30 protein-coding genes and 1 pseudogene are annotated in these 26,100 nt (G+C 62.0%); all 31 read left to right on the forward strand.

Annotated elements, in window-relative coordinates; translation table 11 throughout:
- The first annotated feature begins 287 nt into the window (after nucleotides 1-287).
- The 31 genes and pseudogenes from HG421_RS19985 (at nucleotide 288) to HG421_RS20130 (ending at nucleotide 25,981) form a co-directional block, all read left to right on the forward strand.
- Nucleotides 288-1,427 carry a hypothetical protein gene (locus HG421_RS19985; protein ID WP_248279428.1) on the forward strand — a complete coding sequence of 380 codons (1,140 nt, stop codon included), beginning with the start codon at nucleotides 288-290 and terminating at the stop codon, nucleotides 1,425-1,427.
- Between the two features lie 199 nt (nucleotides 1,428-1,626).
- A pseudogene (locus tag HG421_RS21660) lies at nucleotides 1,627-2,277 on the forward strand (tetratricopeptide repeat protein); the annotation flags it as partial.
- A gap of 3 nt (nucleotides 2,278-2,280) precedes the next feature.
- The gene (locus HG421_RS21665; protein WP_429001928.1) at nucleotides 2,281-2,784 is read left to right on the forward strand and encodes a hypothetical protein; all 504 of its coding nucleotides are present in this window, start codon (nucleotides 2,281-2,283) and stop codon (nucleotides 2,782-2,784) included.
- A gap of 28 nt (nucleotides 2,785-2,812) precedes the next feature.
- On the forward strand, nucleotides 2,813-3,058 hold the full coding sequence (locus tag HG421_RS19995) for a flagellar biosynthetic protein FliQ (RefSeq protein WP_169707866.1): 246 nt from the start codon (nucleotides 2,813-2,815) through the stop codon (nucleotides 3,056-3,058).
- Nucleotides 3,059-3,060: 2 nt separating this feature from the next.
- Nucleotides 3,061-3,831 (forward strand): flagellar biosynthetic protein FliR, encoded by a 771-nt coding sequence (locus HG421_RS20000; RefSeq protein ID WP_169707867.1) that lies wholly within the window; start codon nucleotides 3,061-3,063, stop codon nucleotides 3,829-3,831.
- On the forward strand, nucleotides 3,831-4,904 hold the full coding sequence (locus tag HG421_RS20005) for an EscU/YscU/HrcU family type III secretion system export apparatus switch protein (RefSeq protein WP_169707868.1): 1,074 nt from the start codon (nucleotides 3,831-3,833) through the stop codon (nucleotides 4,902-4,904). The genes HG421_RS20000 and HG421_RS20005 overlap by 1 nt, the downstream gene beginning before the upstream one ends.
- Nucleotides 4,901-6,964, forward strand: coding sequence for a flagellar biosynthesis protein FlhA (locus HG421_RS20010; protein ID WP_169707869.1), 2,064 nt, complete (start codon nucleotides 4,901-4,903; stop codon nucleotides 6,962-6,964). The genes HG421_RS20005 and HG421_RS20010 overlap by 4 nt, the downstream gene beginning before the upstream one ends.
- Nucleotides 6,961-7,632 carry a flagellar hook basal-body protein gene (locus HG421_RS20015; RefSeq protein WP_169707870.1) on the forward strand — a complete coding sequence of 224 codons (672 nt, stop codon included), beginning with the start codon at nucleotides 6,961-6,963 and terminating at the stop codon, nucleotides 7,630-7,632. Before HG421_RS20010 ends, HG421_RS20015 begins: the two co-directional genes overlap by 4 nt.
- Before the next feature lie 13 nt (nucleotides 7,633-7,645).
- Nucleotides 7,646-8,413 (forward strand): flagellar hook-basal body protein, encoded by a 768-nt coding sequence (locus tag HG421_RS20020; protein ID WP_169707871.1) that lies wholly within the window; start codon nucleotides 7,646-7,648, stop codon nucleotides 8,411-8,413.
- Nucleotides 8,413-9,120 carry a flagella basal body P-ring formation protein FlgA gene (locus HG421_RS20025; protein ID WP_169707872.1) on the forward strand — a complete coding sequence of 236 codons (708 nt, stop codon included), beginning with the start codon at nucleotides 8,413-8,415 and terminating at the stop codon, nucleotides 9,118-9,120. Before HG421_RS20020 ends, HG421_RS20025 begins: the two co-directional genes overlap by 1 nt.
- Complete coding sequence (locus HG421_RS20030; protein ID WP_248279431.1) at nucleotides 9,110-9,694, forward strand: flagellar basal body L-ring protein FlgH; 585 nt, start codon at nucleotides 9,110-9,112, stop codon at nucleotides 9,692-9,694. Before HG421_RS20025 ends, HG421_RS20030 begins: the two co-directional genes overlap by 11 nt.
- Complete coding sequence (locus HG421_RS20035; protein WP_169707873.1) at nucleotides 9,691-10,806, forward strand: flagellar basal body P-ring protein FlgI; 1,116 nt, start codon at nucleotides 9,691-9,693, stop codon at nucleotides 10,804-10,806. The genes HG421_RS20030 and HG421_RS20035 overlap by 4 nt, the downstream gene beginning before the upstream one ends.
- Before the next feature lie 7 nt (nucleotides 10,807-10,813).
- Nucleotides 10,814-11,191, forward strand: a complete 378-nt coding sequence (locus tag HG421_RS20040) for a hypothetical protein (protein ID WP_169707874.1) — start codon at nucleotides 10,814-10,816, stop codon at nucleotides 11,189-11,191.
- Nucleotides 11,188-11,571: a flagellar basal body rod protein FlgC gene (locus HG421_RS20045; RefSeq protein ID WP_169707875.1), complete on the forward strand. Its 384-nt coding sequence runs from the start codon at nucleotides 11,188-11,190 to the stop codon at nucleotides 11,569-11,571. Before HG421_RS20040 ends, HG421_RS20045 begins: the two co-directional genes overlap by 4 nt.
- Nucleotides 11,571-11,867, forward strand: a complete 297-nt coding sequence (gene fliE / locus HG421_RS20050) for a flagellar hook-basal body complex protein FliE (protein ID WP_169707876.1) — start codon at nucleotides 11,571-11,573, stop codon at nucleotides 11,865-11,867. Before HG421_RS20045 ends, fliE begins: the two co-directional genes overlap by 1 nt.
- Before the next feature lie 10 nt (nucleotides 11,868-11,877).
- The gene (gene fliF, locus HG421_RS20055) at nucleotides 11,878-13,257 is read left to right on the forward strand and encodes a flagellar basal-body MS-ring/collar protein FliF (protein WP_248279432.1); all 1,380 of its coding nucleotides are present in this window, start codon (nucleotides 11,878-11,880) and stop codon (nucleotides 13,255-13,257) included.
- Nucleotides 13,244-13,708, forward strand: a complete 465-nt coding sequence (locus HG421_RS20060; protein ID WP_211161758.1) for a hypothetical protein — start codon at nucleotides 13,244-13,246, stop codon at nucleotides 13,706-13,708. The genes fliF and HG421_RS20060 overlap by 14 nt, the downstream gene beginning before the upstream one ends.
- The gene (locus tag HG421_RS20065) at nucleotides 13,705-14,349 is read left to right on the forward strand and encodes a FliH/SctL family protein (RefSeq protein WP_169707877.1); all 645 of its coding nucleotides are present in this window, start codon (nucleotides 13,705-13,707) and stop codon (nucleotides 14,347-14,349) included. The genes HG421_RS20060 and HG421_RS20065 overlap by 4 nt, the downstream gene beginning before the upstream one ends.
- A complete protein-coding gene (locus HG421_RS20070) occupies nucleotides 14,349-15,674 on the forward strand; it encodes a FliI/YscN family ATPase (RefSeq protein ID WP_169707878.1) in 1,326 nt (441 codons plus the stop codon). Before HG421_RS20065 ends, HG421_RS20070 begins: the two co-directional genes overlap by 1 nt.
- Nucleotides 15,667-16,128: a hypothetical protein gene (locus HG421_RS20075; protein WP_169707879.1), complete on the forward strand. Its 462-nt coding sequence runs from the start codon at nucleotides 15,667-15,669 to the stop codon at nucleotides 16,126-16,128. The genes HG421_RS20070 and HG421_RS20075 overlap by 8 nt, the downstream gene beginning before the upstream one ends.
- Nucleotides 16,118-16,861, forward strand: a complete 744-nt coding sequence (locus HG421_RS20080) for a hypothetical protein (RefSeq protein WP_248279433.1) — start codon at nucleotides 16,118-16,120, stop codon at nucleotides 16,859-16,861. The genes HG421_RS20075 and HG421_RS20080 overlap by 11 nt, the downstream gene beginning before the upstream one ends.
- A complete protein-coding gene (locus tag HG421_RS20085) occupies nucleotides 16,851-17,267 on the forward strand; it encodes a flagellar hook assembly protein FlgD (protein ID WP_115552603.1) in 417 nt (138 codons plus the stop codon). The genes HG421_RS20080 and HG421_RS20085 overlap by 11 nt, the downstream gene beginning before the upstream one ends.
- A 10-nt stretch (nucleotides 17,268-17,277) precedes the next feature.
- Entirely contained in the window at nucleotides 17,278-18,441 is a 1,164-nt protein-coding gene (locus HG421_RS20090) for a flagellar hook-basal body complex protein (protein ID WP_169707880.1), read from the forward strand.
- A gap of 3 nt (nucleotides 18,442-18,444) precedes the next feature.
- Nucleotides 18,445-19,188: a FliM/FliN family flagellar motor switch protein gene (locus HG421_RS20095; RefSeq protein WP_169707881.1), complete on the forward strand. Its 744-nt coding sequence runs from the start codon at nucleotides 18,445-18,447 to the stop codon at nucleotides 19,186-19,188.
- 34 nt (nucleotides 19,189-19,222) lie between these two features.
- Nucleotides 19,223-19,471: a FliM/FliN family flagellar motor switch protein gene (locus HG421_RS20100; protein WP_248279434.1), complete on the forward strand. Its 249-nt coding sequence runs from the start codon at nucleotides 19,223-19,225 to the stop codon at nucleotides 19,469-19,471.
- 8 nt (nucleotides 19,472-19,479) lie between these two features.
- A complete protein-coding gene (locus tag HG421_RS20105) occupies nucleotides 19,480-19,803 on the forward strand; it encodes a hypothetical protein (protein WP_169707883.1) in 324 nt (107 codons plus the stop codon).
- Nucleotides 19,803-20,552: a flagellar type III secretion system pore protein FliP gene (gene fliP / locus HG421_RS20110; protein WP_169707884.1), complete on the forward strand. Its 750-nt coding sequence runs from the start codon at nucleotides 19,803-19,805 to the stop codon at nucleotides 20,550-20,552. Before HG421_RS20105 ends, fliP begins: the two co-directional genes overlap by 1 nt.
- A gap of 6 nt (nucleotides 20,553-20,558) precedes the next feature.
- Complete coding sequence (locus tag HG421_RS20115) at nucleotides 20,559-21,218, forward strand: sigma-70 family RNA polymerase sigma factor (RefSeq protein WP_169707885.1); 660 nt, start codon at nucleotides 20,559-20,561, stop codon at nucleotides 21,216-21,218.
- Between the two features lie 230 nt (nucleotides 21,219-21,448).
- A complete protein-coding gene (poxB, locus tag HG421_RS20120; RefSeq protein WP_211161873.1) occupies nucleotides 21,449-23,158 on the forward strand; it encodes a ubiquinone-dependent pyruvate dehydrogenase in 1,710 nt (569 codons plus the stop codon).
- A 49-nt stretch (nucleotides 23,159-23,207) separates the two neighbouring features.
- Nucleotides 23,208-24,650 (forward strand): sensor histidine kinase, encoded by a 1,443-nt coding sequence (locus HG421_RS20125; RefSeq protein WP_169707887.1) that lies wholly within the window; start codon nucleotides 23,208-23,210, stop codon nucleotides 24,648-24,650.
- Nucleotides 24,635-25,981, forward strand: a complete 1,347-nt coding sequence (locus HG421_RS20130; RefSeq protein ID WP_169707888.1) for a sigma-54-dependent transcriptional regulator — start codon at nucleotides 24,635-24,637, stop codon at nucleotides 25,979-25,981. Before HG421_RS20125 ends, HG421_RS20130 begins: the two co-directional genes overlap by 16 nt.
- Nucleotides 25,982-26,100: the final 119 nt, after the last annotated feature.

The following is a 26,100-nucleotide window of genomic DNA, read 5'->3' on the forward strand; positions in this document are numbered from 1 at the left end:
GCAGGCCGAGGCGATACCGGGCGACCGCGACCAAGTGTTGGCTACTCGGATGATTCGCTGTACATAGGCGATTTGCTGAGATGGGACGGTGCCCATAGAGAAGTGGCGTATGTCTGTGACCAAGCCGGCCGGCTTAGGGATGGTCTGATCAACGAGGCCGGAAAGCGAAGCAAACCACTGGCCGCGAGGGCGCTGGCGGCGATGCCTACACCGGCAGCTACAGCGCCCAGTTCAACGGCTCGAACAGCGGGCCCAAGAGCATCACCAACCAGGAGCGCGTACCGGTCGTGCCGGGCAAGAGCGTCACCGCCAGTGTGATGGTGCAGCAAGGCGCCTCGGATGCCGGCGACGCCTCCGCGCAGGTGCTGATCGTCTGGTACGACGCCGCTGGCAACATGCTGCCGGGTGGGCTGGGCTCTTCGTGGTCCTCGGGCAACGTGGTGGACAGCGGCTCCGGTGGCGCCTGGCACAAGTCCTCGGTCACCGCCACGGTGCCGCCGGGTGCGGCCTTCATGACCATCGGTGCCAGCGCCAACAAGCGCGCCGGCGGCGATCCGTTGTGGGTGGACGACTTCCAGTGGACCTATACGCCGGTCGAATCGGGCATCAAGGAGTTGCCGGTCGACAAGGCGTACTGGTTCGACTACGACAAGGAAAACCGCGTCACCGTCAGCAATGGTGTGCTGCAGGCCGGCAAGATCGTCATCGCCAACGACGACACCAGCTCGCTGCAGAGCTACGACAAGGACGGCAAGGTCACCCTGCGCCAGTCCTACGACAACGGGGTGCTCAAGCGCCAGCAGTTGTTCTACGACGACCAGGGCCGGGTGGTGCGCATCGTGCAGACGCTGCCGGACAACGTCACCCGTTTGCTGGAGACCAGCCGCTACGACGTCTCCGGGCGCCTGCTGGAGCGCCGCCAGTACGCCGATGACGGCTCGGCCAAGCGCATCGATGTCAGCAGCTACGACGCCGATGGCCGGCTGATCAGCCAGAGCGCCTACGGCATCCCGATGGGCGGGGTGTATCAGCCGGTGGACGAGGACGGCAACCCGCTGCCGCTGCCCGACGACGGGCTGGAAGGGCTGCAGCTGCTCAGCGTGGTCAACTACCAGGACGGCACGCCGGCCACCGGTTACGACGCGGCCGGCCGCCTGCGTGGCTACCGCTACTCGCTGGTGCGTAACGAGCAAGGCAGTGGCATGACCACGCCCGAAGGTTACACCCACACCTACCGCTACACCTACCAGGGCGCGGAGACCTACCTCACCCAGCATGTGACCGGCACCAGCACGCACCCGGGCGATTTCAAGACCAGCTACACAACTACTGAGAAAAGGTTGGCGAGCTCATCAATAGCCTGGATCTCTCGAATTGTGAGCTGTGCACTGGAAAAATATTTCAATAGACCTTTGATCGGCGCTTGACAGCCTATGGGGGAGGCGCTTTAAAGTTCACACCGTCATCACAGGGGGATGCGGCGGGCTCGCTTTGGGCATCTGTGCTTACCAGGACCGGTAGCACGAACAACAGCGCTGAACGACGTGTCCAAACGTATTTAGGGTTCACCCATCTTCTCTAGGTCTTACGGCCTGGCATGATGGTCTGCGTCTCATGGATGTGGCGATGCCGTCTGTCGATAAACTTACTGCCTACTTGGCAAAAGATCCGGCCAATCCGGAGCTTGCCTGCCAGCTGTGCGACGCTCTGATCGAAACAGGTCAGGTGGTGCGTGCCGAAGCGGTGATCGCCGCTCTGCCAGGCGATATCGCGCAGCTTGCAGGAGTGCAGTTCCGCGCCGCGCGACTGGATCTGCTGACGGGCCGTTACGCAGATGCCGAGACGCGATTGCAGCCGCTTGCCGCACGCCATCCAGCCCCTGCCCTGGATCACGATATCGCCTTTGCACAGCTGTGCCAGCAAGATCTGGACGGCGCGACACGGACGCTGGAGGTGGCGCGAGCACGTTACGGCGATAGCCCCGAATTTGCCGTGCTTGCCGCGCGGGTTGCATTGATGCGAACGGACTACGCGGCCGCCGATGCCGCACTTTCCGCCGCCTTGACGTTGGCCCCGCAACATCCAACGGCGCTGGGTCTGAGTGCGCTGTGTGCACTGGATGCCGGTGATGGAACACGCGCCGCACATCAGGCACAGCGCTCGCTGGATCTGCTTCCGGACCAGCACGAAGCGCTGCTCACCGTTGGCGCGCTGGCGCTCTATGCCCAAGACGGCACTGGTGCTGCCGAGCATTTCGAGCGGGCGCTTGGACGCTCTCCGATGTCTGGGCGCGCACTGTCCGGGCTAGGCCAGGCCCGCATGCTGCAGGGCGCATTGGGGCCGGCCAAGACGCTGCTGACACAAGCGACCCAGGCCATGCCGGCGCATATCGGAACCTGGCACGCATTGGGTTGGCTGCACCTGCTGGATGGCGAGCGCTCTGCAGCAGAGGCCTGCTACCACCGTGCCTATGCGCTGGACCGCACCTTCGCTGAATCGCACGGTGGTCTTGCGGTGGTTGCACTGCTGGATGGGAAGCAGGAAGAAGGCGAAGCGCATCTACGCAGGGCGATCAAGCTCGATCCCAACAGTATCAGCGGCCGCTACGCGCAATCTCTGCTGCTGGCAGATCGCGGCGACAAGGCGCAATCGGATGCGGTCTTTGCTGCTCTGATGCGTGATGGCGCGTTGGCCGGCGCGCAGGCGCTTGGCGCGCGAACACCCTCCGAGATGGCGTTTCGCCTACGGGCACGGCTGTCATCCAACACCGCTACAGCGCATTGACGGCCCTGCAGTGGACGCCGATACCGCCATGCATCTGCTGGCTGAGACGCTGCTGGCCTCAGCCAAGATTTCTGCGCCAATCCTGCTGATCACGCTGGTGGTCGGCCTGGTGATTTCGGTGCTGCAAGTCGTTACCCAGATCCAGGAAATGACGTTGACCTTCATTCCGAAGTTGATCGCGGTGGGTGCGGTGACCGTGGTGCTCGGAAGCTGGATGCTGCTGACGGCAGTGGAACTGGCCAAGCGTATGTTCGACTTCGCGGCAGGGCTGTGACGATGGAAGCGCTCACAGGCTTCGCTCTGTTATTTGGCTACGCGTCCTTACGCTATCTACCGGTCATGGTGTTGCCCGGGATGTCCCCACTGGCATGGGCGCCGTTGCTGGTGCGTGTGATCACGATGCTCGCTTTTGCCTGGTTGACGCTGTCGGCCTTGCCAGACGGCTACGCCATGCCGAGGACTGGTCAGCCTGTCGCACTCCTGTTGGCAGCAGCAGGCGAGTTGATGATTGGCGGAATCTTTGGGCTGGCCTTCCTGATTCCAAACGCGGCGCTACATAGCAGTGGCTGGCTGATGGACATGCAAGCTGGCCTGGGTGCCGCGGCACTGCTCAATCCGGCCAGCGCGGATACACAGGAATCGCTACTCGGGCACGCGCTGATGCTGGCCGCCACGGTGCTGTTCTTTTCGCTGGATCTGCATGTGCTGTTGTTCAAAGGGCTTGTGGCCAGCACTGCGATCGTGCCGCTGGGCCGCATGAGCCACCCTATTGATGCGGAAGCGTTCTTTGCATTGCTTGGCAGTAGCTTCGTCGTTGCCTTGATGGTGGTCATGCCGGTGGTGCTCGGCTTGTTCATGGTCGATGTGGCGGTGGGTTACGCCTCGCGCTCGATGCCACAGGCCAACGTGTATTTTCTGGCACTGCCGCTCAAGGTTGCAGTCGCACTTGGATTGCTCGCATTGTCGTTAGCCTATGCACCCGCGTTGATCGGTCGGTTGTTTGTCAATGCGGTGAACCAGGTGCCGCAACTGTTGGGAGCGCCCTGATGGCCGATGCCGACCAGGACAAGACCGAGCAGCCGACGCAGTCGCGTCTGGAAGACGCGCGTCGTAAAGGTGAAGTCGCAAAAAGTCCCGACCTGACATCCGTGCTGATGTTGGGGATTTTCGTAGTGGTCACGATGCTAACCGGGCGCGATGTCGCTGTGGCGCTGACCAATGCGACTCGTAATACCGTGCAATTGGCGGGGGTCAAGCCACGCATCGGAGCCGATCTGGTCGCCTGGCTCATCAATACCTATGGTGGCCTGCTGCAGGCGATGATGCCCTTGATCCTTGCACTTGTGGTTGCTGCGGTGGTTGCCAATCTCGGGCAGACCGGGCCCATCTTCAGCACCCATGCGCTTGCACCCAGCCTGCAGCGCATGCATCCCATGAACGCAATCAAGCGCCTGTTCTCCATGCGCGGCCTGTGGGAGCTGGGCAAGCTGTTCCTCAAGCTGGCCACGCTTGGTCTGCTTGCCTATATCGCTGCCGGCCATGCGCCCTCGTTTGTTGGAGAAATTGCGTTGTCGTCGCCAGCGCAACTTGTCGAGAAATTACGCTCCGGGTTCTGGACCGCCTCGGTCTATGTGTTGCTGGTATTGCTGGTCGTTGCGGTGGCGGATTTCGCTTTCATGCGTAAGGATCATGGCAAGAAAATGCGCATGAGCCGGCGCGAGGTGCGCGACGACGCCAAACGCCGCGATGGCGATCCAGAGGTCAAATCCAGGCAGCGCAAGCAGATCCGTGACCTGCTCAAGACAGTGCGCTCGTTGCCGCGCGTGGCCGATGCCGATGTCATTCTGACCAACCCCACCCATTACGCGGTTGCTGTGCAGTACCGGCCGCGCACCATGCGTGCGCCGATTGTGCTGAGCAAGGGGCGTGGCCTATTGGCGGCGCGTGTCCGCCGCGCAGCGCAACGAGCAGGGGTACCGGTGGTGCGGATGCCGGCCTTGGCGCGTGCGCTGTACCGCGACTGTGCGATCGATACTCCGGTTCCGGAAGATCTGTTCGATGCATTGGCGCCGGTGTACCGCCGCCTCTATGCAAATCGCAGCCATGGAGTTGCCGCATGAAAGGAATGCTGGCGGCATTTCTGCAGGACAAGCGCGACCTGGCTTTGGTCGGGCTGGTCGTTGGCATCTTGATGGTCTTGTTCGTGCCGGTGCCGTCGGCCCTGCTTGACCTGCTGTTGATCATCAATATCAGCCTTGCGCTGCTGATCCTGCTGGTGACCTTCTTCACCGAGTCACCACTGAATTTTTCGACCTTTCCGACTCTTCTGCTGATCGCCACCATGTTCCGGCTGGCATTGAACGTTTCGGCGACCCGACTGATTCTCGATGGGGCCGATGCCGGGCGCGTTATCGGTGCGATCGGGACCTTTGTGATTCGTGGAAACTACGTGGTCGGGATCGTGGTCTTCCTGATCCTGGTCGTGGTGCAGTATGTGGTGGTCACCACCGGCGCCCAGCGCGTGGCAGAAGTGGCTGCGCGTTTCACGCTGGATAGCATGCCCGGCAAGCAGATGAGTATCGATGCCGACATGAACATGGGGTTGATCGACGAGCATGAAGCGCGCCGTCGCCGCAAGCAGATCGAGAAGGAAGCCAACTTCTACGGCGCAATGGATGGTGCGACCAAGTTCGTCAAGGGCGACGCAATTGCCGGCATCGTGATCGTGCTGATCAATATCATCGGTGGGCTCGCCATCGGTATCGCACAGATGGGCATGCCGTGGACCGAGGCGGTGCAGCGGTTTACGTTGCTGACCGTCGGCGATGGCATCGTGACCCAGATCCCCTCGCTGGTGATCGCCGTGGCAACCGGCATCATCATCACGCGCGCCGCAGCGGATGCCCGCCTGGGAGCCGAGATTCCGCGTCAGATTCTATCCAACCCACGCGCTCTTGCGGTTGTGGCAGTCGCGTTGTTGCTGATGCTGACGTTGCCTGGATTCCCCAAGCTGCCGGTCATTGCCGCGCTGGTCGGTGTTGCGGTAATGGTGCGCTACAGCTTGATCAAACGCGAGCCGACAGAGCCCACGAGCGACGAAGACGCATCCCATGGCCCTACGGTGCAGGAAGAGTTGCAGCAGGCCATGCGGGTCGAGCCGATCGAGATACGCATGGGAGCGGCACTGCACGAGCTCCTGCTCGGGCCATCCGGGGACTTCGCCCTGCGCATCGTCAACCTGCGCAAACAGGTCGCAGGCGAACTGGGTTTTGTCATTCCCAAAGTGCAAAGCAGCCTGCGGACGGACCTGGACCGTCATCATTACGAATTGTTGGTTGAAGGTAACCGCGTCGGCCAGGGAGAGATTCATCCGGACCGCCTGCTTGCGATCAATCCAGGTGGAACGCGCATGAAACTGGAAGGACTGGAGACCCGAGATCCTGCCTATGGGTTGCCGGCGCAATGGATCGTGCCCGAATCACGGCAGGCGGCACGTGCAGGCGGCTACACACTGGTGGAGCCCGACACGGTGCTTGTCACGCATCTGAACGAGCTGGTCAAGCGGCATGGGCCGGACTTGTTGAGCCGTAGCGAGACAGAGCGGCTGCTATCGCGCCTGGACGAACTCCGAGCCCCGCTTGTCGCCGAGCTGGTTCCCAATGTACTCACGTACTCAGACGTCCAGAAAACACTGCAGATCCTCCTGCGCGAGCAGGTCAGCATTCGCAATCTCGAAGCCATTGTTGAAGTGCTGCTGGACGCGGGGCGCACCCAGAAGCAGCCCGATGAACTTGCCGAGCGCGTGCGTGAACGACTGGGGGCAACGATCTGCCAGCGCTTTCAGGACGCGCGAGGCGAGTTGCATGTGCTGACCCTGGAGCCAGGAATCGAGCGGACCCTGATGGGCCAGCAGCGCAGTGGCGAAGGCCGTGGCGCGTTGTTCACCGATATGGCGCAGTTGGACGGCTTCATTCGGCAACTCGCCAACCAGGCCGAGGCTATGATGGGGCAGAACCGCCTGCCGGTGTTGTTGTGCCCCTCGCCGTTACGTCGGGCCCTTCGTGGACTGATTCAGCGATCCCTGCCTCATGTCGCCGTGCTGGCGCTCAATGAGGTGCCTTCCACCGCCCTTGTCCGCTCGTTCGCTGTGGTGGGCATGCCGATGCAGGTTGCAGCATGAGCGAGACCATCCAGGCCATCAGCCGCAGTTTGAACGCCGATATTCAGGCGTTGACCGCGGTCAGCCAGAACGTGGCGAATCTCAATACGCCCGGGTACCAGAGCGTGCGTGCACGGAGTGACTTCGCTGTGGCCAGTGGCGCCTCTTCAATGGCCGTGCAGCGTGGAGACGGTGCGCTGCGGGAAACTGGACGTGGTCTGGATCTCGCTCTGCGCGGGAACGGCTTCTTCGTGAGCCAGCAGGATGGTCAGCAGCGGTTGCTACGCATGGGCAGTTTCGTCCGCGGTGCCGACGGCAGCCTGCGCACCCGCGAGGGGGCCGCAGTCTTGACCGATGCTGGCGTGCTGACCTTGCCCCTTTCCGATATCCGCATTGACAACCAAGGCGGCATCTGGGACGGCGAATCGCTGCTGGCGCACCTGAGTATCGTTGAGGTGGCTGACCCGGCTCGGTTGATTCCCAGCGAAGGGGGATACCGCTATGACGGTGCGCTGACGCAATGGAAAGGAACCGTGCAGCAAGGCAGCGTCGAACAATCCAATGTCGATGCAGCTGCCGAAACCATGCAGCTCATCGAACTGTCGCGCCATGCCGAATCGGTACAGCGTGTCATCTCCCTTTACGACCGAGCGATGGATACGGGCATCAACCGTATCGGCGACAACTGACAGGATAGCCGCAATGATCGATGCGCTTTATATCTCATCCACCGGCCTGCGCGGTCAGCAGCAGCAGATCGATGTGATCTCCAACAACGTGGCCAATATGCAGACGCCCGGCTTCAAGCGTGGCCGTGTCAACTTTGCCGAGATCGCCAACGCTCCGCTGCCCGGTCAGGAGATTGGTCAAGCCACCAATGTGCACGGCGGCGGCATCCGTGTGAGTTCCACATCGGTGGAATTCGGCGCGGGCGCCTTGCAGCCCACGCGTAATCCGTTGGATCTTGCGATCGACGGTGACGGTTTCTTCGAAATTGAAAACGCCAATGGCGAGCAGTTCTATACGCGGTCGGGGCGTTTCCATGTTGATACCGAGGGCTATCTCGCAATTTCCAATGGCATGCGCTTGTCTGCGGGAATCCAGGTCCCGCAGGGCGCTGCGGACGTGCTGATCTCCTCTTCGGGCGAGGTGAGCGCCAAGCTCGATGGCAGCGAGGAGCGCTCGGTGCTTGGCAGCATTGGTCTGGTCAGCTTTGTCTCCACAGAAGGCCTGGAGTCACGCGGGGAAAACGTGTTTCAGGCCGCCGGCCGCTCCGGTGAGTCGATTCCGCTGGCGGCAGGCAGCAATGGCGCCGGGAAGTTGCAGCAAGGCTATCTGGAAGCGGCCAACGTCGACATGATCGACGAAATGACCGGCCTGGTGTTGGCGCAGCGTGCGTATCAGCTCAACGCACGCGTACTGCAGGCTTCCGACCAGATCCTCGAAACCATCAACAATTTGCGCCGCTGATGATCAGGACGTTCACCCTGCTGTTGATGGTCTCTTGCGCCAGTGCGCAGGCCAGCAGCATTTCGCCCGATCGATTGATCGCGACGGCGCGCGCGTCGTTGGATGGATTGTCCAGCACCCTTCCCGGCGAACTGGTGTTTACTCCCGCCGCACTGCCTGCGTCTCAATTGAAGGTGGAGTCCGATGCCGCACAGGTAACGCTGCAGGCCGCGCCGATCGACGGCAGCTGGCCGCGTAAGCGGGTCGGAGTGCCCGTCCATGTTTTGGTTGACGGTGTACCCAGCCAGACCAGGATGGTCTGGTTCACGGTGCAATGGTGGATGGAGCGACCCACCTACGGACGCGCATTCGCAGACGGCACCCCGAGTGGACAGCTTGCGTTGGTGACCAAGCGCATGGATGTGGCTGGTGTGCTCACTGTCGGCGAAGCGTCGTTAGAAAGGAATGTGCCCGTAGCAGGCCGGCTGATTCACGCAGTACGCGCAGGTGATCTGGTGCAGGCGCGTGACTTCGCTGCTGCGCCGACCATTGCGCGCCACGATCCGGTGACCTTGCGCGTTCGTCGTGGTGCTGTGGAGCTGCGCATGCCAGCGGTAGCCACTGCGGATGGTCAACCAGGGGACGCAATTGCGGTTCTGCCGCAGGGCACACGCACACCGGTGCGGGCGCGTGTCATTGCCAGTGGAGAGGTGTCCATTGAACAGTAAGGATCTGGCTGTGGCCGGGGCAGTGCTGATGGCGATTGCGAGCCACGGCGTGAGTGCACAAGAGAGCCTCATTAATCCGGGTACCTATCGGGGCATTGCGGCAGACCGACGCGCGTATCGCGTGGGTGATGTGCTGACGGTGAATGTATTGGAGGCCGCCAGGGCGCGCTCCGGTGCGGCGACCGATGCAGGGTCGGATGTTCGCCTGAGTGGCACCGCCGGCAATAACGCCTATCGTGGCAGTTTTGATGCGGGGTTGTCTGGCGCTACCAAAGGCAGCGCAGAGACCTCTCGGGTGGGCGAACTGCGCACGCAGTTGTCGGTGCAGGTCAAGGACGTTCTGAGCGATGGATCGCTGGTGGTCGAAGGCGAGCAATCGCTATTGATCAACAAGGAAGACCAGCGCATCACGCTGAGTGGCATCGTGCGGCCTGACGATATCCTGGCCGATAACACCGTCTGGTCGCACCGGCTCGCCAATGCGCGCGTCGAATTCAATGGCAAGGGGGTCGTTGCCGAGTCGCAGCGTCAAAGCGTGGCCTACCGGCTGCTCAAGTGGCTGAGGGTGCTATGAACCTGCGTTTGCTGGTACTGCTACTTGCCACGGCTGTTGCTCCGGCGCATGCCGCTGCCGTCTCCGAGGTCAGGATCAAGGACATCGCCCGTATTGCCGGTGTGCGCGAGAACCCGCTGACCGGGTACGGACTGGTGTTCGGTCTCTCCGGCACCGGCGATTCGGCGCGTAACCGCGCGACCGTGCAATCGGTCGGCAACACGCTGCGCAACTTCGGCGTCAGCGTCGAGCTGGGCGACCTGTCTAGTCGCAACGTCGCAGCCGTGCTGGTGACTGCGAAACTTCCAGCGTTCGCTGAGCCTGGTCAGCCGCTCGATGTCCAAGTGGCCTCGGCGGGCGATGCGCGGAGCCTGACCGGCGGCACGCTGATGCTGGCGCCGCTGAGCGGACCTGATGGCAAGATCTACGCCATTGCACAGGGCGCGATCTCGGTCGGTGGATATCAATTCGAGGCAATCACTGCCTCGGTGCAGAAGAATCATCCAACGGTGGGTTGGATTCCTTCCGGCGCCACCGTCGAGCGCGCTGCTGCCCTGGATGTTGCCGGTGAGCCTGGGACCTTGAGCATCCTGCTGGATGAGGCGGACTTCACTACCGCCAACAGGATTGCGCAAGCGGTAAGCGCCAGCCTGCCGGGCGTGACCGCTGAAGCGGAACATGCCGGTAAGGTGGTTGTTCACTATCGGGACAATCCTAGCCGCGTGGCACGCATTTCGCAGATCGAGAACGTGCGGGTGACGCGTGAACGCCCTGCCCGCGTGATCATCAACGAGCGCACTGGCACGGTGGTGGCAGGGGCCAATATCCGGCTGGGCCAGGTCAGCATTTCGCATGGCGATCTGCGCGTGGAGATTTCAACGCGGTACAGCGTCTCGCAGCCTGATGGGTTGCTAGTGCGTCCCGGTGCCGGTGTGCGCAGCGTATTGGTGCCGGAGAGCACCATCACGACGGAGGAGCCGATCGCTCCCCTGGTCTCGGTTGCGGAAGGTGCCACCGTGGCGGACCTCATCTCCGCATTGCGTACCGCCAAGCTGACCACGCGCGACGTCATCGCCGTACTGCAATCCGTCAAATCCGCAGGCGCCCTCGATGGCGACCTGATCATCCAGTAGGTCACTCATGTCTCAAGATCTCACCGTTGACGCCGTGCGCATGGCTCTGAGCCTCAACAAGCTCAAGGCCGAAGTGACCAGTTGGAACATCGCCAATGCGTCGAGTCCCGATGCGCCGGTGTTCGTCATCGATCAAAGCCGTACCGATCGCGTGTTGAACGCCGCCGCTGGTGGCAGCCCCAACGATGTCGCCGCACTGTTGCACAGTCCCGATTCGCCCACGCTGGCGATTGTAGATCAGCGTTACGACACCCAGCGCGCCAGTCTCGACGACCTGGTTGCCGAGTCGGTCTCGGCAGGCCTGAACTACCAGGCATTGACCGAGTCGCTGAGCCGACACTTCGGTCTGATGCGTCTTGCGGTTACCGGCAGGAGTGGCGCATGAGCATTGATGCAATTCTCGACGCGAGCCGCGCAGGCATGCAGAACGAGCGTTTACGTATGGATTTGGCCGGTCGGCATATTGCCGTTGCCAATCAGCCGATTGATCCCCGCCAACTCGCCGCATCGGCGGCTGGTTCGTTTGCCGAAGCGGTCGGCGTCAACGATGGCATGGATGCCGTGCGTAGCCTCGGAACACGCATGGTGCTTGATCCGAAAAACCCCATGGCCGACGCGCAGGGACAGGTGCACTACCCGGCAGTGGATATGGTGAGCGAGATGACCAGCCTGATGACGGCCAGCCGTGGTTACGAGGCCAACGTGCGTTCATTCAATGTGTTGCGCAGCATGGTGTTGCGTGCTTTCGAAATTGGAGCCAAGTGATGGCGATCGAAGCGATTGGTGCGATTGGCCCGGCGCAGGTGGAAGCACTTGGCGCTCCAGCCGCTGCCATCGAGGGAGTGAACTTCGCAGATGTGGTGGCACGTGGCATATCAGGTGCAGATGGCGCCATCCAGACCGCCGATCAGCAGATACGCGCGATGGCTGCAGGCCAGGAAGTGGCTCCACACGATCTGATGATCTCGCTGGAGGAGGCGCGCATGCATCTCACCTTGCTGGCCGAGGTACGTAACAAGCTGGTCGAGGGGTACCAGGAACTTTCGCGCATGCAACTCTAAGGACAACGGCGTGATTTCCTCTTTTAAGACGACATATACAGCACTGACGCCTGCTCGAAAGGTGGGTCTGTTCATTGCTGTGGGTAGTTTGCTGCTACTGACTGCTGCGGCGATCTGGTGGGCGTTGGTTCCACGCGAGGCGCTGCTGCTTGGCGAGCTCAAGCAGACTGACGCCGCCGAGATCTCGGCGGCCTTGGACGAGTGGAAAGTTCCGCATAGCTACACCGCGGATGGCAGCGGCATTCTGGTCGAACAAAACCAGGTGCACCCGCTGCGGATGCGTCTGGTCTCTGCCGGCGTTCCGAAAGGTGGCCACGTCGGATTCGAACTATTCGACACCAATGAGTTCGGTGTCACCGAGTTCGCCCAGCGCATTAACTACCAGCGCGCACTGCAGGGTGAGATCGAACGGACCATTGCCACCATTCCCGGTGTCGACGCGGTACGCGTGCACCTATCGATCCGCAGGCCGGGGGTGTTCCTGGCCGAAGACAGTCAGTCAAAGGCATCGGTGGCGGTGTCGCTTGTCCCGGGGGCGGCGCTAACAGCCAAGCAAGTCAGCGGTATTCGTGACCTGGTCGCTTCGGCAGTGGATGGGCTGACGCCCGAGGCGGTCGTTGTGGTCGGGCCAACCGGCCTGCAGCTCGGCGGAAGCGCCAATGATGCCGCAGGCGGTGCGCAAGGCGATCTGGCGCGTCAACTGGGTGCGGATTACGAGCGTGATATCCGCAAGATCCTGGAGGCCCAGCCGTCGACGGCTGGTGCCTCCATCTCTGTCAACGTCGCGCTCAATTTCGATAAGGTCCGCACCACTAGCGAGCGCATGCTGGTGGCGCCTGGTCAGGACCACGGTACGTTGGTGCGGCGTAGTTCCAGCTCCGATCGCGCCGCGGATGGCGGAAGTGGGGCGGTTCTAAACGAGCAGGTGGAATATGCGCACGGCACCGAGAAGCAGGAAGTCACGCGCGCCACTGGGCGGGTGGAGCGGATCAGTGTGGCCATTGCCGTGCATCAGCCGTTGACCGACGTCGAGCAGCAACGTTTGCAGCGGCTAGTCATGGCAGCCATCGGTGGAAATGCCGGGCGCGGCGATGTCGTCGAGATCGGCGTCGCTTCAGCTGCGCTTGCCAGCCAGCGACCAGATTCATCGCCATCGATCGCGCGTCATGCCGATCAGCCGGCCGTAGGCAGTGGCAGCGTGGGTTTTGCACGGGGTACAGGCACTGTGTTCTGGCTCCTGGCGGCCGTTGTGATCAGCCTGATCAGCGGGTTACTGATCGGCAAGGTTGTCACGCAATCACGCCATAAACGTCTGAGCCGCGAACAAAGCGAGCAGGCAGCACAACAAATCAAGGCGTGGCTGGTAGGGCCTGCACATGAGCGTCTCTGAGGTCTTGCGCAGGTCGGCACTTCTGGCAAGCGTGATGCACGCTGGTGAGCGTCGACGTCTGCTCGCATCGTTGCCGGCAGACATCGCCCTGCAATTGCGCGCGCAGATCGCGGTCGTCCGTCGCCACAGGTGGGATGACCCCGCCCTGGTCGAGCCAATGTTGCGGGCATCAGATGTGCGCCGAGATCAGCCCGATGGCCAGTTGGGCCTGGAAGAGATCGTGCAACTGTCGCGCACCTTGGGGGCTGCTACCTTGAGCCGGGTGATCATGGCGACCTCGCCAGGAGATGCATCCTTCATCCTTGCCGCGCTTGAGCCAGCAACCGCCAAAGCGGTCAGTGCCGAACTCGTATCGAGCAGGCCGCTTCCGCCCGCGTTGGCCGCGTCTGTAAGGAACGCTGCGCACGTGCATTCCACGATCGCTGATCCAGCCCTGAGGGCGCTGCCATGAAACGTCTGGCCGGGTCGGATGACTGTCGTCCATGGTACGCACCGGTACAGCACGGCACCGACAACGCAATGCCTGCCATCACGCAGGAGCAACGCGTGTTGGAGGAGGCGCACGCGAAGGGCTATCAGGAAGGGTTGGCACGCGCACATGAAGAGGCCGCAACGTTGGCGCAGCGTGAGCTAGCGCAACGGACAGACGCCTTGCAGGCGGAGGCGCGTGCCGCACGGGAAACGATCGAGCGCCTGCATGCACAGATGCAGACGTTGATTGCGGGGCTGACAGAAGCCGTCGAGGAACAGGCGCAGCGCAGCCATGAGGTTGCTGTGGAGGTTGCGTTCCAGGCAGTCACACAGATTGTCGGCAGTGCCTATGCGCAATCTCACTTGCTGCCTGATCTATGTCTGCGTGCGGTGCGTGAGGCTGGACATCAAGCTGTCGCACTGCATCTGTCCGAACAGGACCTGGCGCTCTGTTCCAACATCACTGCCCTGCCTGTCCTGTGCGATATGACGCTACAGCCCGGTCAGTGCATTCTGGAAACGCGTGCCGGTCGCACCGAGTTCGGCCTGGACGTACGACTCGCGGCGCTGCGGACGGCGTTGCTGGATGGCCTCTCCACCTACCAGCATGTGCCACGGTGATGAGTCTCAGCCTGCATCTGACCACTGCGATCCAGTCAGCCTGCTATGTTCGCCGCTATGGCCGTGTCTGTGCATTCAATGGTCTGGTGATCGAGGCCGATGGACCCGAGGCGCGCGTGGGAGACCTCTGCGAAGTGGTCCTGACGCCGGAGGGGCGCCGCGTGGATGCGCAGGTGGTGGGGCTCAAGGACGGTCGGCTGCTCCTGATGCCCTACGGAGACATCACAGGCCTGGCACCCGGCGCGCGGGTGGAAACGACGGCAAGGTCGTTGGATGTGCCGGTGGGGAACGCATTGCTGGGACGCGTGGTGGACGCCTTCAGCCGTCCTCTGGATGCGGCAGGCCCCTGCATCCTTGAGCAACGCTATCCGTTGCATGCGGCTCCGCCCAATCCATTGGAACGACGGGATATTACTCAGATTCTGGAAACCGGAGTGCATGCGGTGGATAGCCTGTTGACGTTGGGGAAGGGCCAGCGCGTTGGCATCTTTGCCGGCAGCGGGGTGGGTAAAAGCACGTTGCTGGGCATGTTCGTCCGCCATGTCAAAGCAGATGTGATCGTGCTTGCATTGATTGGCGAGCGTGGCCGCGAAGTTGGCGATTTTGTACGCCATACGCTTGGTCCGGACGCAATGACCCGCTGCGTGGTCATGGCCGCCACTGCCGATCAGCCGGCACTGGTGCGTACCCATGCGGTACACGCCGCTCATGCGGTCGCGGAATTCTTCAGAGACCAGGGTAAATCGGTACTGCTGGTGGTGGACTCGATGACTCGGTTCGCCATGGCACACCGCGAAATCGGCCTGGCCAGTGGCGAGCCGCCCACCTTTCGCGGCTATACCCCATCGGTTTTCTCGTGGTTGCCACGGATCGCCGAACGTTGCGGAAACTTATCAGGGGGGGCGATTACCGCCATTTATAGCGTGCTGGTGGAAGGCGACGACCTCAATGAGCCGATCACCGACCATATGCGCGCCATCCTGGATGGACACATCGTGCTGGACCGCCACTTGGCCGCAAAGGGCCACTATCCGGCAATCAATGTCTTAGCCAGCGTCAGTCGCCTGCTCAATCAGCTGGCCGCACGTGAGGATGTCGAGTTGGCAGCGCACGTGCGTCGTGTGCTTGCCGTCCTGGAAGATTCCCGTGATCTGGTCGAGCTCGGCGCGTATCAGCGGGGTGCCAACCCAGTACTTGATCAAGCGCTGGAGGCATGGCCGCAGCTGGAAGCAGTTCTAAAGCAGGCACATCTTGCGCCGATGGCGCGGCTTGATTGCTTGCGCGCGTTACAGCGCGCGCTGTCATCGGGAGCTGCACATGTCTGACGAGAACGCCGGTCAGAAACTCCCGCGACTTGCCGTGCTGGTGCGCATACGCGATCTGCAGGCACGCAAGGCGTCGCTGGCGCTACGAGGCAGGCTGCTTGATGTGCGCGCAGCGCAGGCCCACGTGGAGCTTTGCGATCAACGCGTTGATGCTGTCGTCGCCTGGAAGCATCGTGCGGACAATGGTCTTTTGCAGCTGGGCAGTTATCAACTGGCCTTGGACATCGAATCTGTTGCTCACGTAGAGCAGATGCAAGCATCGCTCGACGCCAGTGCGTGCGAGCAACGACTGAATGCCGCGCGAGTGACGTACCGCGATGCCTGCGCGGAGCAGCGCGCTGTCGATGAACGTCACCAGCGTCTGGCAGAGCAAGCCTTGCGAGACCACGAACGGAGCGAGTCCGATGCCGCCGCAGAGTTGTGGCTAGCCCGGAGAACATTCGATGGCCATTGAAACAGGAATGGCCTCCCCGGCCTCAGTTCCGGTCAAGCCCAGGGCAGAGCCGCGCGAAGATCGTCCATCGAAGGATGCCGCGGCTTTCGAGCGCTGGCTGACATCAGAGCGTTCTCCCGCCAACTCAATGACCGCAGCGCCCGAGCAGGCTGTACAAGCCGGCACCCTCTCTGCCACGCATGCAGGACATGATGCCGATCCGATGATGGCGCTGGATTCCATGGTCTTTGAGTGGACGGCAACGGCTACGTACCTGATGTCGTATGTGGATCGCCCGGGACATGGTCACGACGTCATGGCGCTCAATCTCGCGCGGGCGGACAGCAACACGATTGACCATGCGTTGCCTAAAGCTGCTGTCAGCATGTCCGATCTGCAAGCTGCGATCGGTCGTAGATCCGGTGTGCTTGGACCGCATGCCGGCGTTACGGGATTGTCGGCGACATCCATCGCGCATGCCGACCCTGACGCCGAACAGCCACTGCGCGAGTCGTCCTCGGCCAGTCTTGGCGCATTGGCCGAATGGATGTCGCGGTCGATGAAGCACATTACTGGTGCGGACGGGCGCTCCACCTGGTGGGTGCGCGACTATCAACTTTCCGGCGCGCACGTGCCGGCGCTTCTCGATGCATTGCTGCAGTCCGGCCAGGCCTTGCCGGACCGCATCATGCTTAACGGCGCGCTCGTCTGGCAACGCTCCTCTCTTAGTCAAGGTGTCAACAATGGCGATTGATTCGATCGGTGCGATCGTAAACAACGGTAGCGCAAGCGCGCAGTCGAACAACACGATCGACCAGGACGGCTTCATCAAGCTGTTCCTGTCGCAATTGCAGTTTCAAGATCCCCTGGAACCAGTGGACAATCGCGAGTTTCTTGCCCAGCTTGCACAGTTCAGCAATCTGGAGCAGTCGCGTCAGCTCAGTCTCAATTCCGAAGGAATGTTGAGCATGAACGCCACGAGCCAGAGTTTGAGCTTGTTGAATCGTCGTATCGAAGTCACGCAGGCCTCTGGCAGCACTGCTACCGGCTTGGTCAAGGCTATCGAGTTCAGTGCCTCCGGTCCGCTGTTGACTGTCGAGACCAGTGCCGGTGTGCTGACCGGTATTCGTCTGCCGCAGATCACGCTGGTTCAGCAGTAAGGGACATCCTATGTTTCAAGCACTCTACAACTCGCTTTCCGGCCTCTTCAGCTTTTCCAAAAGCCTGGATACGGTGAGTAATAACGTCGCGAATATGAACACACCTGGCTTCCGCGGGAGTGACTCATTCTTCGAAAATCTGGGCGGGGAACACGGGACGCGGATTGTTGGTGCCGGACTGCGCACCACGGCTGGCGATCTGCGACAAACCGGCAATGCAACGGATGTCGCGGTGGACGGTGCAGGTTACTTTGTTCTGCGCGATTCCAGCGGAGCTCTGCATTACACGCGCGCGGGTCAATTTATCTTCGATGACCGCGGCGTCCTGGTGGACAGCGTCAGCCGCTATGAGGTCATGTCCATCAATAGCACCGGTCAGCTGTCGCAGCTCAATCTGGATGGTCTGCGTACCCTTGATGCAAGGCCTACGACAAGCGTCAGGTTGAGCGGCAATCTGTCTCCAACCTCTACCGGCAGTTCGGTCAGTGATATCAAGGTTTACGATGCAGCCGGTACGGTCCATACACTCAGGATCAATACCAGTGCACCAGTAGCAGCGGTCGGATCGGGTCGCAGCTATCGCGTCACCGTCACCGACGAAACGGGCGCGCAGGTAGGCAGTGGTGATCTGCGTTTCAGTACCAGTGGCATGCTTGAAACAGGTTCGGGTAGCATCGAAGTCACGCTCTCGGCAGCAGCAAACAGCCAGAAGGTCACGCTTGGATTTGGTACACCGGGCACATTCACCGGAACGACGAGTCTGTCCGGTTTGACCGATAGCTTGACCGCCACCGTGGAGAACGGCAGCCCGGTGCTGGGAATCAATGCTTTGGCATTCGATAGTAAGGGTGTGTTGCAGGTCACCTACAGCTCTACCGAGAAGCGCCAGGGTGCGCAGCTCGCATTGGCAGCTTTTCAGAGTGAAAGTACCCTGGAACTTTCCAGTGGTCGAATGCTGTCGGATGTCGAAAGTCAGCGCAGTGAACTCGGGCGTGCTGGTTCCACTGTCTTTGGGAACATTCAGGGCGGTAGCCTGGAGATGTCCAATATCGATCTGACTCAGGAGTTTGCGGACATGTTGATCATCCAGCGAGGCTATCAAGCCAGTTCGCGTGTGATGACTGTCAGCAACGAAATGATCGAGCAGCTCTACAACAGCACACGGGGCGGCTAAGGAATGAAACGTCTTGGTTGGCTTCCTCCTGCAAATGCACGAACGCTTTGCGACACCTTGCAGTCGCGCTATGACGCATGGCTTGACCAGTGGTCGGTATCGCATGGCCAGGACGGTCAGTACCCGCGTGTGTCGATTGCACAGCTACCCGAACAGTCGTGCGATTTCTCCGATTGGTACATCGATGATGCGGGTACGGGCGGCGCCTTCGGCCTTCGCTTGAGTAACGCATCGCATTCTGAAATTGGTGCGGGACTGTTGAAATTGTCTGGTGCTGCGGACGTGCAGATCTGTGGAAAGGTGGGCGAAGACGCACTGAAGGCGCTATTGACGTCCCTGTCAGGCAAGTTGCGTCACGAAGCCTGCCAAAGAGACCAATCTCCCCATAATGACAGATTCCTGCTGCGGCACGGGGCACTTCATGCCACTGCGCAATGGGAGGAGTTCGAAATTGAGCTGGTAGCCGATGCAGTCTGGTGCGCGTCGCAGGGCAGCGTCCTTCACGAAGCGCAGCTGCCTGCGTTGACCCCGCGCACGGCTGCGTTGCGCTGCCAACCTGTCTGCTTGCGTGCTCAACTGACACTCGGCGAGATGGAGTTGGCCGAGATTTCCACGCTACGTGTTGGTGAGGTTCTGGTCGTCGATAGCGACACGCAAACGGCGCTTCAGTTGATGAACGGAACACATGCTCTTGCAGCCGCAGGCTTGGTTGTTTTTGACGGCCGCCGCGCGCTTGAGCTGCGTTGATTCATACACTTAATTCAGGGTCACGATGATGAAAATGGAAACGGCCACCGTAACACGCGATGTGTCGATCTTTGGACATGTCAAGGCCAAGTTGGTAGCGCATGTCGGACAAGTAGAGATGAGTGTCGACGAGATCATGGCGCTGAAGCAGGGTGATACCGTCGCGCTGGATGAATCGTGTGAGGCCTTGGTGACACTGATGCTCAATGGCAAAGCAGTTGCGAGAGGTGAATTGATGGCGGTTGGCGACAAGCTGGGCGTTCGAATTCAAGAGCTGCTCTGAGCACAAACATGCCGTCCTCCATCCCATACCGTAGCGATGCGGTGTTGAGCGCCACCACGCTCAATCCCGTCCTGGCCTGGACATGCGTTGTCCTGGTGGCGTTTGTCGTTATATTGCTCTTGCTCAAGAAGAAGGGGTTGATCGCCCGCTGGCAAGGCGGCGTACCCCTACCGATAGCGACCGGCGTCATCATCAAGCGCGCCGAGTATCGCCTCAGCCGCTCCACGGTTGTGTATCTATTGGAGGTCGAAGGCGAGAATGTCGTTATTGCCGAATCCAAGGGGCAGCTCAGTGTGCAACGCCTGGGTCAAACGACCGGAGTCTCTGAGTAATGCGTGCCCATACAAAGCGTAGCGTGCTTGCTGGGTTGGCCGCAGTGAGTTTCGGGTTGCTAGCCACATCAGCATGCGCGGATCCATTGGGTGAGGCATTGAGTGTCGCTGGGAAGCAGGAGTTCTCTTCTACGCTCCGTGTCTTCGTCCTGATGACGATGCTCTCATTTATTCCTGTCATGTTGATTGGAATGACGTGTTTCACACGCATTATCGTCGTCCTCGCTTTGTTGCGACATGCTTTGGGAATGCCGCAGACACCGCCGAACAGTGTGCTGATCACCTTGGCGATGCTGTTGACATTGTTTTCAATGGGGCCGGTGCTGGAAAAGGTTCAGCGCGATGCACTTTCGCCCTATTTGGCAGATCAGATCAGCGCCACCGAGGCAGTCTCACGTGCGACGCCATCACTGCGCGACTTCATGGTCCGGCAAACGCGTGAGTCCGACTTGCTCGCGGTGAGCGAAATGGCACGTGTGACGCCACCAAGAACGGTTGAAGAGATCCGCTTCACGCACCTTGCGGCTGCTTTTATCTTGAGCGAGCTCAAGACGGCCTTCCAGATGGGATTTGTCATTTTTCTTCCATTCTTAATGATTGATCTGGTGGTTTCGGCGGTGCTGATGGCGCTCGGCATCATCATGCTGCCTCCGGCCACAGTCAGTCTTCCGCTGAAGCTGTTGTTGTTTATCCTGATCGATGGATGGGTGCTGGTTTCCAGGACGCTGCTAGGCAGTATTTGGTCCTGATCGCAGATGGACAGGGATGCGCTGGTTACTGAGCTCTGGAGACGCTTCAAGGCCGACGACGATCTGCAGGCGAGAGACTTTCTGGTGACGGAGTATTCGCCATGGACGCGAATGGTGGCTGCCGATGTCTACCGGCGGATCGGTCGTCGCGACCTGGACTGGGCAGATCATCTGCAGAATGCGCACGTAGGCCTGCTGGAGGCGCTGAATCGATACGATCCAGCGCGTGCAATCCCTTTCACTCTTTACGCAAAGCGTCGGGTACGCGGCGCTGTGTTCAATGGGGTTCGGCAGCAAAAGCGTTCCAGCCGTCTTGAAGATCCCATTGAGATCGTCGTGGATGATGGCGGCAGTCTCGATGGCTTCATCAACACCGTTTTGCAGATTGCGACTCAACATCTGGTCGAGCAGGCGGCCGACGCGTGGCCGGGGCAGGGCATCGCCGCGGAACAGTCTCGACATATTTTAGCGCAGGCCATGCTGCAGCTTGCGCCGCGGACTCGGAGCATCTTCATGTCTTACTACTACCTGCATAAGCCGTTCGTGCAAATCGCGGGTGAATTGGGGGTGACCAAGGGCAGAATTTCGCAGCTGCACTCGGAGGGTCTGGAATGCCTGCGACGGCACCTGGGGCAGGGTTATTTTCAGAAAGGCGATTTCTTTTGATCTCTTGCCGTCAAGGTCGGTTTCCGTAATCGTCTGAAGCGTCTCGGTAGGGCTGCGTCCCAGTCCGGATCCCTTCTGATCGCCATCTGATGGAAGACGGCTCCATAGCTCAACCACGGATGGGATCAGTGCACGGGTTGGGCCGCCGGCTAGACGCAGGGCATACATCTAGGCTGCCAAGCTGTCCGCTCAAAGACTGGCGGAGCTGCATCGTGGGCAAGAAGAAGACGTTGGCGCGGTTCCTGGCCGAGACGCTGGAGAGCGCGGGTGTGGAGCGGATCTGGGGCGTGACCGGCGACAGCCTCAATGGGTTGACCGATGCCTTGCGTCAGATGCAGACGATCGAGTGGATGCATGTGCGCCACGAAGAAGTGGCCGCCTTCGCCGCAGGCGCCGAAGCGGCGGTGACGAGCAAACTGGCGGTGTGTGCGGGCAGTTGCGGGCCGGGCAATCTGCATCTGATCAACGGGCTCTTCGACTGTCATCGCAGCCGGCAACCGGTGCTGGCGATCGCCGCGCATATTCCCTCGTCCGAGATCGGCCTGAGTTATTTCCAGGAAACCCATCCGCAGGAATTGTTCCGCGAGTGCAGCCACTTCGTCGAGCTGGTGACCAACCCGGCGCAGCTGCCGGAAGTGCTGCACCGGGCGATGCGCACGGCCATCCTGCAGCAAGGCGTGGCGGTGGTGGTGATTCCCGGCGATATCGCGTTGCTGGAAGTGGACAAGCATCTGTCGAGCGCATGGCCAGCGCTGCGCGCACCGCGCGTGCTGCCGGCTGCCGAGGATGTGCAGCAGCTGGCCGCGCTGCTGCAGCAGAGCAAGGCGGTCACCCTGCTATGCGGCAGCGGGTGCGCCGGTGCGCACGATGCGGTCGTGGCCCTGGCCGATACGCTGGGCGCGCCGATCGTGCATGCGCTGCGCGGCAAGGAATACGTGGAGTGGGAAAACCCGTTCGATGTGGGCATGACCGGCTTGATCGGTTTCAGTTCCGGCTACCACGCGATGCTCAACTGCGACACCTTGATCATGTTGGGCACGGACTTCCCGTATCGGCAGTTCTACCCGAAGGACGCGACCATCGTGCAGGTGGACCGCGACCCGGGCGCGCTGGGGCGGCGCACGCCGCTGCAATTAGGCATTGCGGCGGATGTGGGCGAAACCATCGCGGCTCTACTGCCGCAATTGCAGCGCCGGGAAGATCGCCGCTTTCTTGAAAAATCGTTGGAGCACTATCGCACCGCGCGCGAGGGGCTGGATGATCTGGCGGTGCCCGCCGATCCGGGCGAGCCGCTGCATCCGCAGTTCGTTACCCGGCTGATCAGCCAGATTGCCGATCAGGATGCGGTGTTCACCTGCGATGTCGGCACGCCCACGGTGTGGGCGGCGCGCTACCTGCGCATGAACGGCAAGCGCCGTTTGCTGGGGTCGTTCAATCATGGCTCGATGGCCAATGCCATGCCGCAGGCGCTGGGCGCACAGGCGGCGTTTCCTGGGCGTCAGGTGATCTCGCTGTCTGGCGATGGCGGCTTTGCAATGTTGATGGGCGATTTCATTTCGCTGGCGCAATTGAATCTGCCGGTGAAGATCGTGGTGTTCAACAATGCCTCGCTGGGCTTTGTGGCGATGGAGATGAAGGCAGCCGGTTACCTGGACACCGGTACCGAACTGCGCAACCCGGATTTCGCCGCGATGAGCAATGCGGTGGGCATCCTGGGCATCCGTGTCGATGAGTCCTCGCAGCTGGAGCGCGCGTTGCGGCAGGCATTTGCGCATTCCGGTCCGGCGCTGGTGGATGTGCGCATTGCCACCCAGGAGCTGGCGGTGCCGCCGGCAATCAAGCTCGAACAGGCCAAGGGCATGGGCCTGTACATGCTCAAGGCGGTGATGAGCGGGCGCGGTGATGAGGTGTTGCAGCTGGTCAAGACCAATCTGCGCTGAGGCAGCGGCCACGCTGCACGCTACCGCCTGATCTTCCTGGGATCGTTCGATGCCTCGTTCGCTGCTGCGGCAATTGCTGTTGATCTGGGTGGTCATCGTGGCCGCCTGTGTGGGCGTGGCCACGATGTTGTACGGCTTGTATCGGCAGACCGAGGGCGTGCGGCTGGAGGAGGCGCGCCAGCAATTGAGCGCGCAATGCACACGCATCGTGCAACGGTATGCCGGGGCCAGCGAGGCGGCGCGCACCGGCGACGATGGAATCGGCCTGGCAGCGGTGGTGGTGCAGCTGGTGCTGGCCGACGCACCCGGTGTCGAAGGTGGCGTCTGGGATCTACACCGGGGCTTCATTGCCTATGCGTACCCCACCTACGACGGGAGCGATCATAAGACCGATATCCCCGCGGCCGAATGGACCACCATCGTGGGCACGGCGCAGCAGGCGGTGAAGGACAACACTGCCGTGCACTACCGTCGGGACGGTCGCCGCGAAGTGCTGCTGATCAGCGCCTGTCCGCTGGTGTCGGGCAGTGCGGCCTGGACGATGACGCGGGTACCCGCCAGCAAGGCCGACGCCTGGCGCCCCCTGGTCGTCGGCATGCTGTTGATCTTCGCGATGGTGGCGGTCTCGGCGATTGCGCTGGGGGTGGTGGTGCGGCGCTGGAGCCAGCGCTTGCATCGCATCCAGCAGGCATTGGCTGCCGACACGCAGACACCGCACATACCGCCGACCGGCACGCCGGAGCTGGATCGGCTGGGCGCGGCGGTCAACGACTACGCACAACGCAACGCACAGGCGCTGGCGCAGACGCGTCGCCTCGCCGATGAGCTGTCGCGGCACGAACGTCTGGCCGCGCTTGGCCGGATGACGGCCACGGTGGCGCACGAGATCCGCAATCCGATCGCCACGATGCGGCTGGCGGTGGAAAACGAGATCGCCCAGCGTGATGCCACACCCGACGCGGCGGCCCACGCCGGGATCATGCTGGCGCAGATCCAGCGCCTGGATGGGGTGGTCGAGAGCCTGCTCGGCATGGTGCAGCCGATCCGTCTGCAACGGGAGACGGTGGACGTGCAGGCCTGGTTGGGCGCGCTGCTGGCGCCGGAGCTGTTGCCACCGGGCATGCCACCGCCCCACCTGCAGATGCCGGCGGCGCCGTTGCGCTGGACATTGGATCCGCAGCAACTCGGGCGCGCGGTGCACAACCTGTTGCGCAATGCCGTACAGCACGCCGAGCCGGGCAGCGAGGTGACGCTGCAGGCGGCAGAAGCCGATGGCATGCTGCAGTTGCGGGTGTCCAACCATGGCGCGGCGATCGCCGCGCCGATCGCCGCGCAGCTGTTCGAGCCGTTCGTCAGCGGGCGCAGCGACGGCAACGGGCTCGGGCTGGCGCTGGTACGCGAGATCGTGCGCGCGCACGGCGGGCAGGTGCGCTACGCACACGCCGACGGGCTGACCGATTTCATCGTGGAGCTGCCATGGCGCGCATCCTGATCATCGACGACGACGCGCCGTTTCGTACGACCTTGCAGGCCACCTTGCGCTCGCTCGGCCACGCCGTGGTCGCCGCCGACAATGGGCCGGGCGGGCTGGCGCGGCTGAGCGAAGGCGGCATCGACATGGCGTTCGTGGATTTCCGCATGCCCGGCATGGATGGCATCGAAGTCCTGCGTGCGCGCCTGGGCGATGCGCAGGCGCGCCAGGTGCCGCTGGTGATGCTCACCGCGCACGTGTCCAGCGGCAACACCATCGAGGCGATGACGCTGGGGGCCTTCGATCATCTGGTCAAGCCGGTGGGGCGCGCGGACATCGTCGAGGTAGTGCAGCGCGCGCTGGCGAGCCGCGTGCACGACACGGCCGCCGAGATCGATGCGACCAGCGAGCCGGCCGAAGAAGACGATGCACTGGTCGGGCACAGCCCGGCGATGCGCACCGTGCACAAGCGCATCGGGCTGGCAGCCGCCTCCGATCTGCCGGTACTGATCACCGGCGAAACCGGCACCGGCAAGGAGTTGGCCGCGCGTGCGCTGCATCGTGCCAGTACGCGCGCCAACGCACCGTTCGTTGCGGTCAATTGCGCGGCCATCCCGCTGGAGTTGATGGAAAGCGAGTTGTTCGGCCATCGCAAGGGCGCGTTTTCCGGCGCAAGCAGCGACCGGCTCGGGCTGATCCGCGAAGCCGATGGTGGCACCTTGTTTCTGGACGAAATCGGCGACATGCCGCTGCCGATGCAGGCCAAGCTGCTGCGCTTCCTGCAGGAAGGCGAGGTGACGCCGTTGGGGGGCAGTGGCCCGCAGAAGGTGGACGTGCGGGTGTTGGCTGCCACCCACCGCGATCTGGCGGCCTGCGTGGCCGACGGGAGGTTTCGTAGCGACCTGCGCTATCGCCTGAACGTGGTGCCGATCGAACTGCCGCCGTTGCGCGAGCGGGGCCAGGACATCCTGCTGCTGGCGCAGCACTTCCTGCGCGGCGGCACTGGACGGGCGCAGGGGCTGTCGCCGGCGGCGCAGGAACGGCTGCTGGCGCACCGCTGGCCCGGCAACGTGCGCGAACTGCGCAATGTCATGCAGCGCAGCCAGGTGCTGGGTCGCGGTACCAGCATCGATGCGCCCGATCTGGACGAGGCGCTGGCCGACGCCGGCGAGCCAGCGCCACCGTTGAGCTCGGCGCCGGTCGGAAGCCTGCCCGAGGCGGTAGCGCGCCTGGAGCGCGAGATGATCCAGGCGGCGCTGGCGCAGAGCCAGGGCAACCGGGCCGAGGCGGCGCGCCGGCTGGGCATCCACCGGCAGCTGCTCTATCGCAAGCTGGAGGAATACGGGTTGTGACGCCTGCGCACGCGCCACCGTCGATCCACGGGTGTCCCGAAATCGGACAGGGTGGATGAAACCAGGACGTCTCGGCGCGTTGGTCTGTGCCGTGATTTTCTTATAAAACAATGCTTTAT

It is taken from the genome of Xanthomonas campestris pv. badrii, from assembly GCF_012848175.1.
GTDB lineage: Bacteria > Pseudomonadota > Gammaproteobacteria > Xanthomonadales > Xanthomonadaceae > Xanthomonas > Xanthomonas campestris_C.